The following is an 18,194-nucleotide window of genomic DNA, read 5'->3' as shown; positions in this document are numbered from 1 at the left end:
CCCGGTTCGACTGGCTTACCGATTCCGACCCCCCGGGGGGGTTGCTGTCCCGCTGAGCGTGTGTGGTATATCGTATTGCGGGCTGCCGGGCTGTAAAAACAAGGCGGCGCGCCCCGCGACGGCCGGGGGCGCTGCCCCCGGACCCCCGAGGTATTTAGCACAAAGAAGAAGGGGAGGAAGAATTGGTGGGATGAAGGGAAATTTACATTTAAATACAATGCTATTTCATGCATTTTCTATGTGGAATCTAGGATTGAGATCGCAGTCATAGCTGGATTCGTTACGCTGCCGTTTCGACGGCCGCGACGATCTCATCGATGATCTCGTGCAGGAGAGCTTCGTCCTCTGCCTCGGCCATGACCCTGATCAGCGGTTCGGTTCCCGATTTTCGGATCAGCACACGACCTGAACTGCCCAGCCGCGCCTCGACCTCTGAAATGACCGAGCGTACGGCGGCGGCGGCCAGCGGATCCGTGCCGGCGGCATAGCGGACATTTTTCAGCATTTGCGGCACCGGATCGAATTGGGACACCAACTGGCTGGCGGATTCGCCGCTGTCGGACATGGCAGCCAGAAATTGCAGCCCCGCGATCAGCCCGTCGCCAGTGGTCGCGTAATCGGTCATAACGATATGTCCCGACTGCTCGCCGCCCAGATTATAGCCGCCTTCACGCATCCGTTCGACCACATAGCGATCGCCCACACGGGTGCGTTCAAGCCGCAGGCCAAGCCCGTCAAGATAGTGCTCCAATCCCAGATTGGACATCACCGTTGCGACCAGGGCATGTCCTTTCAGGCGGCCCTGCTGCGCCCAGCGCGAGGCAAGAAGCGCCATGATCTGATCGCCATCGGCCAGATTGCCTTTTTCGTCGATGATCTGCACCCGGTCCGCGTCGCCATCCAGCGTGATCCCCAGATCCGCGCCATGTTCGAGAACCGCCCTGGCGCAGGTTTCGGGATGGGTGCTTCCGACTTTGTCATTGATGTTGAAGCCATTCGGCTCGACGCCAAGCGGAATCACGTCGGCGCCCAGTTCCCACAGGACCTCGGGCGCGGCGCGATAGGCGGCGCCATGGGCGCAGTCGACGACCACTTTCAGCCCGTTCAGCCGCTGTCCGCCGGGAAAGGTCGTCTTGGCATATTCGACGTAACGCCCACGCCCGTCATCGATCCGCTTGGCGCGGCCGATATTCGCGGGCTGCGCGGGCGTGATCTCGCCCGAGACGATATTCTGAATTTCGTCTTCCGCGTGATCGGAGAGCTTGAAACCGTCCGGGCCGAAGAACTTGATGCCATTATCCTCGGCCGGATTATGACTGGCCGAGATCATGATGCCCAGATCGGCCCGCATCGAGCGGGTCAGGTAGCCCACTGCAGGCGTCGGCACCGGCCCCAGAAGAAGGACATTCATCCCTGTCGAGGTCAGCCCGGCGGTCAGGGCATTTTCCAGCATATATCCCGAAAGCCGCGTATCCTTGCCGATGACCACCCGGTGCCCGTTGCGCCCGTCCCGTCGAAAGAACCTGCCTGCCGCCGCGCCAAGGCGCAGGGCCATTTCCGCGGTCATCGGGTGGGTATTGGCGCGCCCGCGCACACCATCGGTTCCGAACAGCTTTTCGCTCATGTCTCTGCCTCTGTGTTTTGCCCCACCGCTTGCCACAGGCGCAGGCCCTGTGCAATCTCGGCGACGTCATGGACGCGGTGCATCTGAACCCCCTGCGCGATTGCGGCCAATGTCAGTGCCAATGTGCCCGGCATTCTGTCCGCCGGCCGTTCGGCCCCACCAATCGCGCCGATGAAACGCTTGCGCGACAGGCCCAGCAATATCGGGCTGCCCAGACCGTGAAACAGCGAAATCCGTCTTAGCAGGGCAAGATTATGGTCCTGGGTCTTTCCAAAGCCGATTCCGGGATCGACGAAAATACGGTTTCGCGGTATCCCGGCGGCCTCGGCACGGGCCAACCTTGCTTCCAAGGCGTCATAGACGTCCAGCAAGACATCGTCATATCGCGGATCGTCCTGCATGGTTTCAGGCCGCCCCTGTGCATGCATCAGACAAACCGGACAGCCGCTTTCCGAGATCACGGAGGCAAGCACGGGATCGAAATCAAATCCCGAGACATCGTTGACCATCGACGCGCCGGCCCCGAGCGCGGCGGCGGCAACCCCGGATTTGCGCGTATCCACGGATATGGGGATTCGCGCGGATAATTCCCGGATGGCAGGGGCGACACGTGCGATTTCATCTTCAACGGGGATTTCCTGTGCGCCGGGGCGGGTCGATTCTCCTCCGATATCAAGGATATCCGCACCCGCCGCGATCAGGGCGTTACCCTGATGAATCGGGTCGTAGCTGCCGCCATCCGAAAAGCTGTCCGGCGTCGCATTGACGATTCCCATCAGGCGGGGGCGGTCGAAACTCATCCCCATCATCGGCGGGCGGGCGGTGGTCAGCGTTTCAAGGATATCCGCCGGAACCTGATCGCAAATTTCCGGAGCCCGGCCACGTTCAAGCCGTTCGAGTTGCGAGAAACCGACCGGACCTCCGGCCAAGGGCCAGCGCCCGCCGGTATTCAGGGGGATTGGACGATAATAGATGCGCCGGGTTTCCATGATTTTCAGACTTGCTGGCCCGACCCGGAAGCACGGCGCAGCGGGACAGGGAAACCGGCAGGAGGTTCGGGCAGGGGCGTGTCGTCGGGCAATGTCACCAGGACGGCTTCCGCGCCAAGCCGGTTGGCCAGCCAACCCGCCAGATGCACTGGATCGGCCTCGATTTCCGGGATATCCGCCGCCAGCCTTGCCGGCGCCCAAACGACCGGACGCGCGGATCTGATCGCGTCATCCAGTTCGGTTCTGCTTTCTGCGACCTCAAGCCCAAGCCGGCCCGACAGGGCCCAGGCCGCCTGATCCAATGCCAGCATGGCAATTCGCCGCCTGTTCTGGCCTTCGGGAAGGGGAAGGCCGGGCGCATCGGGAACCAGGATAACCGCGCCGTCCGGGAAATCGCCCGATCCTTTCCACAGCACCACCGAAACCGGCAATTCTGCCTGCCCTGCGGTCATCCTGCCAACGGTTCGACAGATCGTGACGCCCAATGCGCCGGGAATCCGGTCCAGTTTTTCGACCGAAACTTCGATCCGGGCGGCGCGGGGATGCGCCAGCACTTCGGCGGCGATCTTTTCGGCCAGGGTCTCGACAAGGTTGTAACGCTGATCGGCCAATGCGGCGGCGACCGCCTGGGTCAGCACGTCATAAGACAGAACGCTGTCCACCTGATCGTCGCGACTTGTCGTCTGGTCGTGAAGTTCCACGGTGATATTGAAGCGCAGCCGCTGGGGCTCGCCCCGTTCGGACTGGAAGGCTCCGATATCGGCAAGAACGACATGGTCGCGAAGATGTATGCGGTCACAGGTTTCCATGATCGCCATTCACCCTAAATCCGCCTCCGGCGCAAGCCAGAGTTGCGTTGCGCGTCAGTTCGAGGCGATCAGTTGCTTGGGCGAATAAAAGATATGGCGACCGATTCTGGCGGTCTGGAAAAAGCGATGGGACCAGTTCGGCCGGACCGATGTGCTATGAAAATAGGTCGCGCCGTTGGTCAGCCCGCGCGGCGAGCCGTCAAGCGCCTCTTCCGCGACGGCAAGAACCCGGCGATAAGTGCTTTTGTTGCGGATCGTTTTGCGGCCGCCGATCGTATAGCTGAATTGGCTGGGCTGATTCACGACATCGCAAACACTCGACGGGAAGTTTTTGCTTTCGACGCGGTTCAGGATCACTTCCGCCACAGCGGCCTGACCGTCCCGGCCTTCGCCACGCGCTTCGAAATACAATGCTTCCGCAAGGCATTCCAGATCGGCGGAACTATAGGACGGGCCGGGCGTCGGCGGGTATATTTCTTCCGGCCCGCCCTCGATGGCGACAGGCTCGGCATCGGTATAAAGCAGCGGTCTGGGACGCGGCATATCCATTGGATTGGAAATGCTGCCGAACGGATCCACCTCTGCTGTAAACAGCGAGGCGCGGGATACCGAGGTCTTGATTCCGGAAACTGATTGCTCGGCCGAGAATAGCGAGGCATTTCCTTCAGAGGCAACGACGGGCGCGGCAGGCAGGGCGACAGCAACAGTTACACAAACCCCCATAAGCCGTTGAAGCAGCTTTGGCATTGTTAGTCCTGAATTTTATTGGCCCGGTGGGTGGGCAGAACGGGCAAACGACCGAGAGCAGACGGCCATTCAAATCAGAAATTGAATAGGCTTTTGGTTGTTGACAAATCCATATCACATACCCGTTAACGCCAAATATCCGATGCTGCAGCGCGGAAGCGGCGGAAAATCGCTGGAAAATACGTGGTAAACAGCTAGAATCAGCCATTCCCCGGCCCAAAAATGGCCGAATCGGAACTATTTTTGCGGCCCGGATGCCCGAATCGATTCGAAATCAAACGAATCGGTTTGCTTCTTCGCCCGGGGACAGCGAATCGAGGCTTGCGCAGCCGCCAGCCGGGCGATCGGTACCCGGAATGAAGAGCAGGAGATGTAATCGAAACCGGCTTCGTGACAGAAAGCGATGGATTCCGGGTTCCCGCCATGTTCGCCGCAGACGGCGACAGTGATATCGGGGCATTTGCGTCGGGCGCGCTCGGCGCCGATCAGCAGAAGCTCGCCCACGCCGTCCTGATCGAGAATGTGGAACGGGTCTTCGGAATAAACCTGCTGCTGAACATAAATGCCCATGAAACGACCGGCATCGTCGCGGGACAGGCCATAGGTCATCTGGGTCAGATCGTTGGTCCCAAAGGACAGAAAGGCCGAATGCGCAGCGATATCGCCGGCCCGCAGCGCAGCCCGGGGTGTCTCGACCATGACGCCCAGACGATAGGCGAAATTGGCGTGCCGGTCATTCCGGACGGCGGCGGCAACCGCATCGACGCGATTCTGGACCAGTTCCACCTCGCGCATCGCCGAGACAAGCGGGATCATGATCTCGGGAATGACGACGGCTCCCTTGCGGCTTGCGTCTATCGTTGCCTCGAAAATGGCACGCGCCTGCATTTCGTAGATCTCGGGAACGGCGATCCCAAGGCGCACTCCGCGCATTCCGAGCATGGGGTTGAATTCCTTCAGGGATTCAACCCGACGGACCACGGTCGCAAGCGGCAGATCAAGCGTTTCAGCAAGTTCCCGCAACCCGGTCCGGTCATGTGGCAAAAATTCATGCAATGGGGGATCGAACAGACGAATCGTCACGGGAAGCCCCGCCATGATCTCGAAAAGATCGGTGAAATCCTTGCGCTGCATCGGCAGGATCCGCTCGAGCGCGAGTTTCCGATCCTCGGGATTGTCGGCGAAGATCATCTCGCGCATTGCGGGCAGGCGTTCCGAATCGAAAAACATATGCTCGGTCCGGCACAGCCCGATGCCGCGAGCCTCGAACTTGCGGGCCGTGCGGGCATCTTCCGGCGTGTCGGCATTGGCGCGAACATCCATGTCGCTGACCGCATCCGCCCATTCGAGCAACTGGTTGAAGGCGTCGTCCAATGCCGGTTCCAGCATCGGAGGAGCCCCGGCCAGAACATCGCCGGACGTGCCGTCAATGGTGATCTCATCGCCTTCGTTCAGGACAAAGCTGCCAGTGGTCACGCTGCGATTGCGCAGATCGATATTCAGGGCCGAGGCACCAACGATGCAGGGCAGGCCAAGCCCGCGTGCAAGCACGGCGGCATGGCTGGTCATACCGCCCCGTTCGGTCAGGACCGCGACAGAGGCATGCATCCCGCGAATATCTTCCGGCAGGGTTTCACGGCGAACCAGAACGCAGGACTCTCCGCGTGCGGCGAAAGCCTGTGCGACCTCGGCGGACAGCACTATCTTGCCAGTCGCCGCGCCCGGGCTGGCATTGATCCCGCGGGTGATCACGTCGCGTTTGCCATGAGGGTCGATCTGGTGATGCAGAAGATCGGTCAATGCCCGCGGCTCGACCCGCATCACCGCCTCTTCGGGGGGAATGATGCCGTCACGGGCAAGCGCCACCGCAATCCGCACCCCCGCACGTGAGCTTCGGGGTACCCGCATCGCATCGATCAGCGAAATCTGACCATTCGTCACCATGAACTCGATCTGCATCTCTTCACGCAACCTCTCGCGGGCGGCGACGCCGAAGCGAACAAGATCGGCAAAAATTTCCGGTGCCGTCTCTTCAAGAGATGTGCCGCGCTCATCGCGGGTCAGAAACAGCGTTTCAGCCCCGGCGCCGACGGTTTCACCGTGTTTCTGGCCGCGAAAACGGCCGGTGACCCGGGGCTGGCCGGTTACAGAATCGGTGAACTGGATCGTGCCCGATCCGCATAAACCCGGCCCCAGGGCCAGCCGCATCTGTTGGACCACAAGGCCCAGGGGCGCGTCAGCGGGCGCGCCTTTGGCCTGTCGCAAAAGCCGTGCGGTCGGGCCGTCCCATGCGCGCGACATGGACCGCAGCACCCCGGCAAGCTGACGTTCGGGCTTTTGCGGGAAGGGCTCGTCCATCTCGTCGCGGTAGTTCCGCAGGGCCTCGGCCAGCGCATTCGCGCCCGACTGCGAGAACATGTCCGGATCGAGACGGGCGATATTGATGGCGTAGCTCTGCACGAAAGACAAATAGATCGCATCGGCATTGTCCTGACCGATCCGTTTGGCCAGCCGGTCATGTGTCTCATCGTTTATGCCGACATTCAGGACGGTTCCCGGTCCGCCCCATTCCGGGTTCATCGCCGAGGGCCGGACGCTCACCAGCCCGTCTTCCTGAGCAAACAGCGTGTTCAGCGGTTCGAGATCGACAGCTTGCCCCGAGGCGATCATCTGCACGACCGTATGGGGCAGGGCAAAACTGGCGGGGACCGGCAACTCCATCCGGATCAGCCTTTGCAGGCATTTCGCGCGCCAGCCGTGGCGGGCGCGATCGATCTTTGCCGATGGCGTGATCCGGGTCAGAATTGTCGTGGTCGGGTTATCCATGGTAGCCGAAGATAGGCGTCAGGGCCGTCTTGCCGCAAGTGCGAAAAGCGGGCAGGGGGCCGCTTTGCTTCATCCCGATGCTGAAATGCCGGAACGCAGATGGACCGAATGCAATTCGGCCCGCAATCCCGCCGGAAAAAGACTAGTCTGCCGCCGCGTAAAGCGCGGCGACACCCGGCAGATCCTTGCCTTCCATCCATTCAAGAAACGCGCCGCCCGCGGTCGAGATGAAGGTGAAATCCCCGGCGACTCCGGCCTGGTTCAATGCCGCCACGGTATCGCCGCCACCGGCGACGGAAACCAGCTTGCCCTCGCGCGTTGCCTCGGCCGCCGCCTGCGCAGCGGCGTTGGTCGCCCGATCGAAAGGCGCGATCTCGAAGGCGCCCAGCGGGCCGTTCCAGACCAATGTGCGGCAATTGGCGAAGATCTCGCGGATCGCGTTGACGGTTTCAGGCCCCGCATCAAGGATCATCGCATCCACAGGACATTGATCCACCGGCAGAACCTCGCTTTCGGCTCCGGCCTTGAACTCCCGTGCGACGACGATATCGGTGGGCAGATGGATCGTGCAGCCCCCGGACTCGGCTTTTTCCAGAATGGCGCGGGCAGTGTCCGCCATATCACGCTCGGCCAGTGATTTGCCGACCTCGACGCCTTTGGCAACAAGGAATGTATTGGCCATGCCCCCGCCGATGATCAGGTGATCAACCTTCTCGATCAGGTTCATCAGCAAATCCAGCTTGGTCGAGACCTTGGCGCCCCCGACCACGGCGGCGACAGGACGCTGAGGATTGCCAAGTGCCGCGTCAAGCGCCTTGAGTTCGGCCTCCATCAGGCGTCCCGCTCCGGCCTCGAGAAGCCGTGCAAGCCCTTCGGTCGAGGCATGGGCGCGGTGCGAGGCCGAGAATGCGTCATTGATATAGGCCCCGCCCAGCGCGGCCAGAGATGCCGCGAAGATCTGGTCGTTCTTTTCTTCGCCTTCGTGAAAGCGGGTATTCTCAAGCAGCGCGACATCGCCCGGCTCCAGCGCCGCGACGACCCGTTTTGCCGGCCCGCCGATACAATCATCCGCGAAAGCCACTTTTTGTCCCAGCGCTGCCTCAAGTGCCGGAACGATCTGTTTCAGGCTCATGCTTTCCACGGGTTTGCCCTTGGGGCGGCCGAAATGGGCCATCAGGACAGGAATGCCGCCTTTGGCCTGGATATCCTTGACGGTCGGGACGATCTTGTCGATTCGGGTGGTGTCCGTGACCCGGCCCTGATCTACTGGCACATTCAGGTCCACGCGGATCAGCACAGCTTTTCCGTTCAGATCCATATCGTCGATGGTTTTGAATTCGGCCATGTCGGGTCCTTTTCGCAAGCTGTGAGGCGTCATGGCGCTTGTCACGCATGATCGCGTTCGCGTCAACAGGTCCAAAGTCTGACGGGATTGTCAGTGAATGCCACGTTGCTCTCGGGCCGACATCCGCCTAGACCTAGTTCCAGACAGCTAAAGGAGCACCCAATGGCCGATATCAAGGATCCCGAGAACACTATCATCATCGAGCTGAAGGACGGCCCCGTGGTGATCGAACTGCTGCCCGACGTGGCGCCCAAGCATAGCGAACGGATGAAGGAACTCGCGCGCGCCGGCAAATACGACAATGTCGCGTTTCACCGGGTGATCGACGGTTTCATGGCGCAGACCGGCGATGTCGCACATGCGAATATGGAAAGCGACTGGAATCCCGGCCGCGCGGGCACCGGCGGCTCGGATCTGCCGGATCTGCCGGCGGAATTCTCGAAGCTGCCGCATGATCGCGGAACGTTAGGAGCCGCGCGTTCAGCCAATCCCAACAGTGCCAACAGCCAGTTTTTCATCAATTTCGGCGACAATCATTTCCTGAACGGTCAATACACGGTCTATGGCCGAGTGATTGAGGGCATGGAGCATGTCGACAAGATCACCCGTGGCGAGCCGCCTGCGCAACCCGACCGCATGATCTCGGTGAAGGTGGCTGCCGATGCGTGAGTTCCTGCTTGTTCCCGCCGCGCTTGCCCTGACCGCAAGCGCCGCCATGGCCGAGGGATTGCCCGGCGTCAGCGACGGTCCGGGCCCGAATATGGTGATTACGGTGGCCGCCGCGGATGGCACCGAGAAAGGCACCATCACGCTGGATTTGTATGAGGACAAGGCTCCGAACCATGTGGCGCGGCTGATCGAACTGGCCGAGTCCGGAGCCTATGACGGGGTGGTGTTTCATCGCGTCATCGATGGTTTCATGGCCCAGACCGGCGATGTCGAATTCGGCAAGCAGGACGGCGACACTGCGCGTGCGGGGATGGGGGGATCGGATTTGCCCGATCTCAAGGCCGAATTCGGTGACGTGTCCTTCCAGCAGGGAACCGTGGGCATGGCGCGCTCGCAAAACCCTGACAGCGCCAATAGCCAGTTCTTCATAGATCTCGCCCCGGCGACCTTCCTTGATGGCGAATATACCGCCGTGGGTCAGCTGGTCGATGGCTGGGATGTGCTGAACGATATCAAGAAGGGCGATCCCGATGCGAATGGGGCTGTGGACGACCCCGATTACATGCTGAGCGTCACGATCGAGAAATAACCGGGAAAGACGCAGGCCGGAGGTTCTCTCTGGCCGTTGTCCCGGCCATTCCGGCGGGAAACTGGCCGTTTTTCGCCCGCCGGAATGGATCGAAAAACTGTTAGCGAAAACAAGATTGTCAGTGCTGCTCTGCATGTTATGCAGCCCGCAATCAGGATAGGAGCATTTGATAATGATGACCGATACGGTGCGTCGCATTCTTTCGAATTACGAAGGTGAAACTCCGGGCGTAAAGGCGCAGCTCGCGCGGATGCTGATGACCGGTAAGCTTGCCGGAACCGGCAAGATGATCATTCTTCCCGTCGATCAGGGCTTCGAGCACGGACCGGCCCGGTCATTCGCGCCTAATCCGGGCGGATATGATCCGCATTACCATTATCAGCTTGCAATCGATGCGGGGCTGAACGCCTTTGCCGCGCCGCTGGGCATGATCGAAGCCGGGGCCGATACTTTCGCGGGCCAGATTCCGACCATTCTCAAGGTCAACAGCGCCAACAGCCTGATGTCAAATACCGCGGGCAAGAATCAGGCTCTGACGGCAAGCGTGGATGACGCGCTTCGGCTTGGCTGTGCGGCGATCGGATTCACGATCTATCCGGGCTCGGACATGGCGCTGGATATGTTCGAGGAAATCAAGGAAATGCGCCGGGAGGCCGCCGCCAAAGGCGTGGCGACCGTGATCTGGTCCTATCCGCGCGGCGAGGCGATCTCGAAAGACGGAGAGACGGCGATCGATATCGCGGCCTATGCGGCGCAGATGGCCGCGTTGCTGGGGGCGCATATCATCAAGATCAAGCTGTCCACCGATCATCTGGAACTGGGCGAGGCCAAAAAGGTCTATGAAGCGCAGAAGATCGATATCTCGACCCAGGCCAAGCGGGTCGAGCATTGCATGCAATCGGCCTTTGCCGGTCGCCGGATTGTCGTCTTCTCGGGCGGCGCGGCGAAAGGGGCCGATGCGGTTTACGACGATGCCCGGGCCATTCGTGACGGCGGCGGCAACGGATCGATCATCGGCCGCAACAGCTTCCAGAGATCGCGCGAGGACGCGCTGGATATGCTTCAGAAGCTGGTCGATATCTACAAGGGTGCCTGAGACGGCGACCCGGCTGTTCCGCCCTTCTCGGGGTGCGGCAGCGCTTATGCCTGACGGCACGAAATAAGGGGGCGCTTGCGCCCCCTCTTGCATTTTCGGCGCAGTTTTCAGCCCCGAGGATGTTTCGTGAAGAGAAGCTGCGCTTCAGCTGCGCAAACCGGTTTCTTTCAGAAGTCCTTTGCGCTTGGCCTCGTAATAATATCCGCGCGCATACCACATTACGGCCTTGTCGTGATTGCCATTGGCGACCAGATAGGCGCCGCGCAGGTATTTTACCGCATATTTCAGATTGGTGTCGGCATCGAGAAGCCCACTGGCCGGGCCGCGATAGCCCATCGTGCGTGCCGTTTGAGGCAGGATCTGCATCAGCCCGTAATAGGGGCCGTTCCGGGCCCCGGGCCGATGCCGGGATTCGCGGATGATGACGCGGTGAACGAGTGACGGAGGCACCCGGTAATATGCCGCCCAATAATTGATGCGCGAGCGGAGATAGGGCGTTTCATTGGGGTAAAGCCCCGAATGATCCCGCGTTTCGGTTTTCTGCCTTGCATTGCCTCCACAACCCGCCAATGCAAGACCGGCAAGGATCACGCCACGCCGGCCTATGCGCCGATAGGGCGCATCAGACATGAATTGCCCCGTCACCACAGGCCAGAGCGGCTTCACGAACAGCTTCGGAGGTTGTCGGATGGGCGTGGCAGGTCAGTGCGATATCTTCCGCCGAGGCGCCGAATTCCATGGCAACGCAGATTTCGTGAATCATCTCTCCGGCATTCGGGCCGATGATATGGCAACCCAGAATGCGATCGGTTTCGGCGTCGGCGATCAGCTTCACGAAACCTTCGGGCTGCATCATCGCTTTGGCCCGGGCGTTGCCCATGAAGGGGAATTTTCCGATCTTGATCTTGCGTCCTGTTTCCTTCGCCGCTTCCTCGGTCAGGCCGACATTGGCCACTTCGGGCGTGGTGTAGATCACGCCGGGGATGACGTCGTAATTCACATGACCATGTTTGCCCGCGATGATTTCGGCGACCGCCATGCCCTCATCCTCGGCCTTATGGGCCAGCATCGGGCCGGGAACGCAATCGCCAATGGCATAGATGCCTTTGACATTGGTTGTCCAATGCTCATCGATCTTGACGAAACCGCGATCGGTCAACTCGATACCCAGATTGTCCAGCCCCAGCCCTTCGATATGCGGGCGGCGGCCAGTGGCGACAAGGACGCAATCGGCCTCCAGTACATGTTCGTTGTCGTCCTTTTTCAACGCATAGGTGAGCCGGGTCTTGCCCTTGAGCGCCTCGGCCCCTTTGACCGCAGCGCCGAGGATGAATTTGAGCCCCTGTTTGGACAGGATTTTCTGGAACTGTTTCTGCACTTCGCCATCCATGCCGGGTGTGATGACATCGAGATATTCGACCACCGTCACCTCGGCGCCAAGCCGGGCATAGACCGAACCAAGCTCAAGCCCGATCACGCCAGCGCCGATCACCACCATGGATTTCGGGATCTTGGGCAGCGACAAGGCGCCGGTCGAATCGACGATAAGCCCCGCATCGTTATCGACCTCGACCCCTTTCAGAGGCGCGGGGCTGGAACCGGTCGCGATGACGATATTCTTCGCGTCATGCACCGTATCGCCGACCTTGACGCGGCCAGCCGACTCGATGCTGGCCCAGCCCTTCAGCCAGTCGATCTTGTTCTTCTTGAACAGGAATTCGATTCCCTTGGTATTGGTGCCGACCGTCTCGGATTTGTAGCCCTGCATCTTCGTCCAGTCGACTTTGATCCTGGCGCCGGTAAGGCCCATCTTGTCGAAATTCTCATGACTCTCATGCAGCATATGGCTTGCATGCAGCAAAGCTTTCGAAGGAATGCAGCCAACATTCAGGCAGGTGCCGCCAAGTGTCTCGCGCCCCTCGACACAGGCGACCTTGAGCCCCAGTTGAGCGGCGCGGATCGCGCAGACATAACCGCCGGGACCGGCACCGATCACGATCAGATCATAGGTGGACATGGCACACTCCTTTTATCATTCGGGTCGGGCGGTTCCCTGACCGTATAAATTCGGGGCACCGCATCAATCCGGTGCCTTCACTATCATCGGCCGGGTCGCCACGCATCCGAATGATCGCGCAATCGGCAATTCGTGGCTTCGGAGACCGGCTGGCATATGCGGCAAATATTCGTTTACACCGTCTCGACAAAGTGGAAATCCGTGGCCGTGACGCCTGCCTGGCTGTTGAACACATCTGCAGCGCCGTTCAGATAGGCACGCGCGGCCGCAGCATCAGCGACGTCGTATAAAGCCCATATATTCGAGTTGTCTTCCCGCCATAATTGCAGCAGCGACAGGCTGTTATGCCCGCGATCCTCCGCATCCGCGTCGAACGCGGACTTGAACCTGTCGTAGCCGGAACTGATCCGGTAATGCGCAAGCAATTGCATGATGTCATTCTCCTGTCATGGCAACGCGGATGACATGTCGGTCCGCATCCGTAATCTCGAACAGACCACGCCGTGTCAGCATTCCCCAGTTTCCCCGCATGAAATCCAGTTTTTCGCTGAGATCGGAGATCTGGACTTCCTTGGCTTTCATCCAGTCGATATCACGACGAAAAACCGTTTTCCCGGTTTCCATCGGAACCTGATAGGGCTCGGCATCGGTGACGCGGCCGATTGCAGTGAATTTCTTGAGCGGTTTTCTGTCGGACAAGGTGGCACGCGGCGAATAAAAGATCAGCCAGTCGCCGGGATTGAAACGCAGGAGGGGCCCCAGCTTACCCTGTTCCATCATGACAAAACCGCCGCTGACGCCCTGACGGACATCGTCACGACTGACAACGCCGATCCAGTTCCGAATCTGTTCGGGTTGAACCAGTGCGGCCTGTTTTGGAGTGGCGTCTGCCGTCGTTTCAGTCATGAAAACCTCTGCGCCGGGACGGTTATCCCGCCCCGGTCCTTTCGCGTTCTAGAGATCCATCAGCAGTCTGCGCGGATCCTCCAATGCTTCCTTGACCCGGACAAGGAAGGTCACCGCACCCTTGCCGTCAACGATGCGGTGGTCATAGGACAGCGCGAGATACATCATCGGCCGGATCACGATCTCGCCGCCGACAACCATCGGACGCTCCTGAATCTTGTGCATTCCCAGAATACCCGATTGCGGCGGGTTCAGGATGGGCGAGGACATCAGTGAACCGTAAACACCACCATTCGAGATAGTGAAGGTGCCGCCCTGCATCTCGGCCATCGACAGCTTGCCATCGCGGGCCTTGACGCCCAACGCGCCGATTTCCTTCTCGATCTCGGCAAAGCTTTTCTGGTCGGCGTCGCGCAGGACAGGAACCACCAGCCCCGAGGGAGTGCCAACCGCCACGCCCATATTGACGTAGTTCTTGTACACGACCTCGGTGCCGTCGATCTCGGCGTTGACTTCGGGCACTTCCTTAAGCGCATGGCAGCAGGCCTTGGTGAAGAAGGACATGAAGCCCAGCTTGACCTTGTGCTTCTTTTCGAAGGCTTCCTTGTATTCGTTGCGAAGCTGCATGATGCCGGACATATCGGCTTCGTTATAGGTGGTCAGCATCGCGGCGGTATTCTGCGCGTCTTTCAGGCGGCGCGCGATCGTCTGGCGCAGACGGGTCATCTTGACCCGTTCCTCGCGGGCGGCATCCTGTGCCGGGCGTGCTGCTGCCGGGACCGCTGCTGCGGCAGCGGTGGATGCGCCTGCAACATCCTGTTTCATGACCCGGCCATCACGACCCGAACCTTGAACCTGATCCCGGCTGATGCCCTTTTCGGCCATCGCCTTTTTGGCCGCCGGAGCATCTTCGACATCCTTGCCCGAGCCGGTCGTGCTACCGGTGAAAACGTCCGCAGGGGCAGGGGCAGGGGCTGAGGCCGCGCTGCCTGCACCTTCGGTAATCACCGCCAGCTTGGCCTTTGCGTCGACAACTGTCCCTTCGGGTGCAAGGATCTCGGCCAGAACACCGGCAGAGGGGGCGGGAACTTCCACCGAAACCTTATCGGTTTCGAGTTCACATAGCATTTCATCTGCCGCGACGCTGTCGCCAACCTGTTTGAACCAGGTGGCGACGGTGGCCTCGCTGACGCTTTCGCCCAGTGCGGGCACCATGACATCGATTGCGGCACCGCCTCCGGCAGGTGTTGCATCCGGCGCGTCCGTATCGGTTTCTGTCGTATCTGCCTTTGCCGCCTGCGGCTTGGGCGCATCGGCTTTCGGAGCATCACCGGCTGCCCCTTCGGTGATCTGCGCCAGCAAGGCGTCGGGGCTTACGGTCGTACCCTCTGCCGCGACGATTTCCGACAGAACACCTGCGGCAGGGCTTGGCACCTCGACCGTCACCTTGTCGGTTTCCAATTCGCACAGCATTTCATCGACCGCGACGGTATCGCCGGGCTTCTTGAACCAGGTGGCGATGGTTGCCTCGGTAACGGATTCTCCCAATGCGGGGACGCGAACTTCGGTGGTCATCGGATTATCCTTCGATATTGAGCGCTTCGTTCACCAGCGCTTCTTGTTCAGCTTTGTGGCGCGAGGCAAGCCCGGTTGCGGGCGAGGCAGCTGCATTGCGTCCGACGTAACGGGCACGGTTGTGCTTGGCTCCCAGACGCTCAAGCACCCATTCGATGTAAGGCTCGATGAATGACCAGCCGCCCTGATTCTTGGGCTCTTCCTGGCACCAGACCATCTCGGCCTGTTTGAAACGACCCAGTTCCTTGACCATCGCCTGCGCGGGGAAAGGGTAGAACTGTTCAAGTCGCAGCAGGTAGACATCCGTAATCCCCGCCTCATCCCGTGCCTTGAGCAGATCGTAATAAACCTTGCCCGAGCAAAGGACGACGCGGCGGATCTTGTCATCCGCAGCAAGTGTGGTCGGAGAATTGCCGCGTTCCGCATCATCCCAAAGAACGCGGTGGAAGGTCGAGCCGGTCTGGAACTCCTCGGCCTTGCTGATCGCCAGCGGATGGCGCAGCAGCGATTTTGGCGTCATCAGCACCAGCGGCTTCCGGAAATCGCGATGGATCTGGCGGCGCAGGATGTGGAAGTAATTGGCCGGGGTCGTACAATTGGCAACGATCCAGTTGTCTTCGGCGCACATTTGCAGGAAACGCTCAAGCCGGGCAGAGCTGTGCTCGGGACCCTGACCTTCGAAACCATGCGGCAACAGCATCACAAGGCCGGACATCCGCAGCCACTTCTTCTCGCCCGATGAAATGAACTGGTCGAACATGATCTGCGCGCCGTTGGCAAAATCACCGAATTGCGCTTCCCACAAGACCAGCGCATTCGGTTCGGCCAGCGAATAACCGTATTCAAAGCCCAGAACCGCATATTCCGACAGCATCGAGTCGATGACTTCGTAACTGGCCTGACCTTTTTCGATATGGTTCAGCGGGTAATAACGCTCTTCGGCGGTCTGGTCGATGATGGCCGAATGGCGCTGGCTGAACGTCCCCCGTGAACTGTCCTGACCCGACAGCCGCACGGCATGCCCTTCGGTCAGCAGTGAACCGAATGCCAGCGCCTCGCCGGTCGCCCAATCGAAACCCTCGCCGGTTGCGAACATCTTCTTCTTGGATTCCAGCAGCCTGCCGACGGTCTTGTGCAAGTTTATCTTGTCGGGGATCGTGGTCAGTGCCTTGCCGATCCGGGTCATCAACTCGGGTGCGATACCTGTCTGGCCGGGGACATACTCGGCCCCCTCCCGCTCCATGCCGGACCATTTTCCGTCCAGCCAGTCGGCCTTGTTCGGCTTGTAATTCTTGCCGATTTCGAACTCTTCGTTCAAATGCGCCTGGAAGGTGGCCTTCATATCGTCGATTTCGCCTTCGGGGATCAGCCCGTCAGCCACCAGCCGCTCGGTATAAAGCTGCAAGGTCGTCTTGTGAGACTTGATCTTGGTATACATGGCCGGGTTGGTGAACATGGGCTCATCGCCCTCGTTATGGCCAAAGCGGCGATAGCAGATGATGTCGATCACCACGTCCTTGTGGAATTTCTGCCGGAACTCGGTCGCCACGCGCGCGGCATGAACCACGGCTTCGGGATCGTCGCCATTCACATGGAAGATCGGCGCCTCGACCATCATCGCGATATCGGTGGGATAGGGCGATGTGCGGCTGAAATGCGGAGCGGTGGTGAACCCGATCTGGTTATTTACCACGATATGCATGGTGCCGCCGGTCTTGTGACCGCGGATTCCGGAAAGTTGCAGACATTCCGCGACCACGCCCTGACCCGCGAATGCCGCATCGCCATGCAGCAGGATCGGCAGAACCGCCGTCCGGTCAGGCCCGTCGGAAAGCTGATCGCTTTTCGCCCGCGCCTTACCCAGAACAACCGGGTTCACCGCTTCGAGATGGCTGGGATTGGCGGTCAGTGACAGATGCACCTTGTTGCCGTCGAATTCACGATCCGCCGAGGCGCCCAGATGGTATTTCACATCGCCGGAACCGTCCACCGCCTCGGGTTTGAAGCTGCCGCCCTGAAACTCGTGGAAGATCGCGCGGAACGGTTTGCTTAGCACATTGGCCAGCACCGACAGGCGACCACGATGAGGCATGCCGATGACGATCTCTTTCACGCCAAGCGCACCGCCGCGTTTGATGATCTGTTCCATCGCCGGGATAAGCGTTTCACCGCCATCCAGACCGAAGCGCTTGGTGCCCATATACTTGACATGAAGGAATTTTTCGAAACCTTCGGCCTCGACAAGCTTGTTCAGGATGGCGCGGCGGCCGACCTTGGTGAACTGGATTTCCTTGCCATAGCCCTCGATCCGTTCTTTCAGCCAGGCAGCTTCCTCGGGGTCGGAAATATGCATGTATTGCAGCGCGAATGTGCCGCAATAGGTGCGCTTCATCAATTCCGCAATCTGGCGAACCGAGGCGATTTCAAGACCCAGCACATTGTCGATGAAGATCGGCCGGTCAAGATCACCAGGACCGAAACCATAGGTAGCTGCTTTCAATTCGCCATGATCGGGAATGTCGCGCAGGCCCAAAGGATCCAGATCGGCATGCAGATGGCCGCGGATCCGATAGGCGCGGATCAGCATGAGCGCGCGGATGGAATCCAGCACTGCCTGCTGCATTTGCGCGGCCGAAAGATCGATGCCTTTCTCGGTGGCTTTCTGGGCGATCTTCTTCGCGGCGGCATCGGCTTCGGGTTTTGTCGCCTCGGGCCATTCGCCGGTCAGAGCCGAGATATTCTCGTCCGTGGCGGCCGGGGGCCAGTCCGTCCGCGCCCAGGACGCACCCTTTGCCTCACGAAGGGCGTCGTCCTGAGGGTCGCCAAGTGCCTGAAAAAACGCGCCCCAGGCTTGATCCACCGCTGCGGGATCCTTGGCCCACTGGCCGTAAAGCTGTTCCATATAGGCCGCGTTATGGCCCTGAAGAAACGAGGAATCGTGAAAATCTGAGTTTTTGGGCTGATCGGTCATGGCTTATCCCCGGTTCAGGGCTGGGAGGGTT

The 18,194-nt window shown here is 60.2% G+C and carries 15 protein-coding genes; 3 read left to right on the top strand and 12 right to left on the bottom strand.

The features are described from left to right. Positions 1-280: 280 nt before the first annotated feature. From glmM to Q0601_RS17010, 6 genes are all read right to left on the bottom strand, one after another. A complete protein-coding gene (gene glmM, locus Q0601_RS17035) occupies positions 281-1,624 on the bottom strand; it encodes a phosphoglucosamine mutase (protein WP_305291077.1) in 1,344 nt (447 codons plus the stop codon). Continuing rightward, on the bottom strand, positions 1,621-2,613 hold the full coding sequence (folP, locus tag Q0601_RS17030) for a dihydropteroate synthase (RefSeq protein ID WP_305291076.1): 993 nt from the start codon (positions 2,611-2,613) through the stop codon (positions 1,621-1,623). The genes glmM and folP overlap by 4 nt, the downstream gene beginning before the upstream one ends. A 5-nt stretch (positions 2,614-2,618) precedes the next feature. After that, on the bottom strand, positions 2,619-3,431 hold the full coding sequence (locus tag Q0601_RS17025) for a dihydroneopterin aldolase (protein WP_305291075.1): 813 nt from the start codon (positions 3,429-3,431) through the stop codon (positions 2,619-2,621). Between the two features lie 45 nt (positions 3,432-3,476). Continuing rightward, a complete protein-coding gene (locus Q0601_RS17020) occupies positions 3,477-4,169 on the bottom strand; it encodes a cell wall hydrolase (protein WP_305291073.1) in 693 nt (230 codons plus the stop codon). Between the two features lie 237 nt (positions 4,170-4,406). Beyond that, positions 4,407-6,995, bottom strand: coding sequence for a putative PEP-binding protein (locus tag Q0601_RS17015; protein WP_305291072.1), 2,589 nt, complete (start codon positions 6,993-6,995; stop codon positions 4,407-4,409). Between the two features lie 142 nt (positions 6,996-7,137). Next, a complete protein-coding gene (locus Q0601_RS17010; protein ID WP_305291071.1) occupies positions 7,138-8,340 on the bottom strand; it encodes a phosphoglycerate kinase in 1,203 nt (400 codons plus the stop codon). A 162-nt stretch (positions 8,341-8,502) separates the two neighbouring features. On the opposite strand from Q0601_RS17010, the gene Q0601_RS17005 reads away from it, so the two are divergent. The 3 genes from Q0601_RS17005 to Q0601_RS16995 all read left to right on the top strand — a co-directional run bounded on the left by Q0601_RS17005 (position 8,503) and on the right by Q0601_RS16995 (position 10,694). Next, positions 8,503-9,009 (top strand): peptidylprolyl isomerase, encoded by a 507-nt coding sequence (locus Q0601_RS17005; RefSeq protein WP_305291070.1) that lies wholly within the window; start codon positions 8,503-8,505, stop codon positions 9,007-9,009. After that, positions 9,002-9,598, top strand: a complete 597-nt coding sequence (locus tag Q0601_RS17000; protein ID WP_305291069.1) for a peptidylprolyl isomerase — start codon at positions 9,002-9,004, stop codon at positions 9,596-9,598. Before Q0601_RS17005 ends, Q0601_RS17000 begins: the two co-directional genes overlap by 8 nt. A gap of 172 nt (positions 9,599-9,770) precedes the next feature. After that, positions 9,771-10,694, top strand: a complete 924-nt coding sequence (locus tag Q0601_RS16995) for a class I fructose-bisphosphate aldolase (RefSeq protein ID WP_305291068.1) — start codon at positions 9,771-9,773, stop codon at positions 10,692-10,694. A 144-nt stretch (positions 10,695-10,838) separates the two neighbouring features. Here the strand turns inward: Q0601_RS16995 and Q0601_RS16990 are convergent, their stop codons facing one another. The 6 genes from Q0601_RS16990 to Q0601_RS16965 form a co-directional block, all read right to left on the bottom strand. Continuing rightward, positions 10,839-11,324: a lytic transglycosylase domain-containing protein gene (locus Q0601_RS16990; RefSeq protein WP_305291067.1), complete on the bottom strand. Its 486-nt coding sequence runs from the start codon at positions 11,322-11,324 to the stop codon at positions 10,839-10,841. Further along, positions 11,317-12,711 (bottom strand): dihydrolipoyl dehydrogenase, encoded by a 1,395-nt coding sequence (lpdA, locus tag Q0601_RS16985; protein ID WP_305291066.1) that lies wholly within the window; start codon positions 12,709-12,711, stop codon positions 11,317-11,319. Before lpdA ends, Q0601_RS16990 begins: the two co-directional genes overlap by 8 nt. A 173-nt stretch (positions 12,712-12,884) precedes the next feature. Beyond that, entirely contained in the window at positions 12,885-13,142 is a 258-nt protein-coding gene (locus tag Q0601_RS16980) for a hypothetical protein (RefSeq protein ID WP_305291065.1), read from the bottom strand. A 4-nt stretch (positions 13,143-13,146) separates the two neighbouring features. Continuing rightward, a complete protein-coding gene (locus tag Q0601_RS16975; RefSeq protein WP_305291064.1) occupies positions 13,147-13,617 on the bottom strand; it encodes an EVE domain-containing protein in 471 nt (156 codons plus the stop codon). A gap of 48 nt (positions 13,618-13,665) precedes the next feature. Next, on the bottom strand, positions 13,666-15,192 hold the full coding sequence (gene odhB, locus Q0601_RS16970) for a 2-oxoglutarate dehydrogenase complex dihydrolipoyllysine-residue succinyltransferase (protein WP_305291063.1): 1,527 nt from the start codon (positions 15,190-15,192) through the stop codon (positions 13,666-13,668). A gap of 4 nt (positions 15,193-15,196) precedes the next feature. Beyond that, the gene (locus Q0601_RS16965) at positions 15,197-18,163 is read right to left on the bottom strand and encodes a 2-oxoglutarate dehydrogenase E1 component (RefSeq protein WP_305291061.1); all 2,967 of its coding nucleotides are present in this window, start codon (positions 18,161-18,163) and stop codon (positions 15,197-15,199) included. Positions 18,164-18,194 lie beyond the last annotated feature (31 nt).

The organism is Paracoccus wurundjeri, assembly GCF_030678915.1.
Lineage (GTDB): Bacteria > Pseudomonadota > Alphaproteobacteria > Rhodobacterales > Rhodobacteraceae > Paracoccus > Paracoccus onubensis_A.
This window is presented reverse-complemented; position numbering and strand designations above follow the sequence as displayed.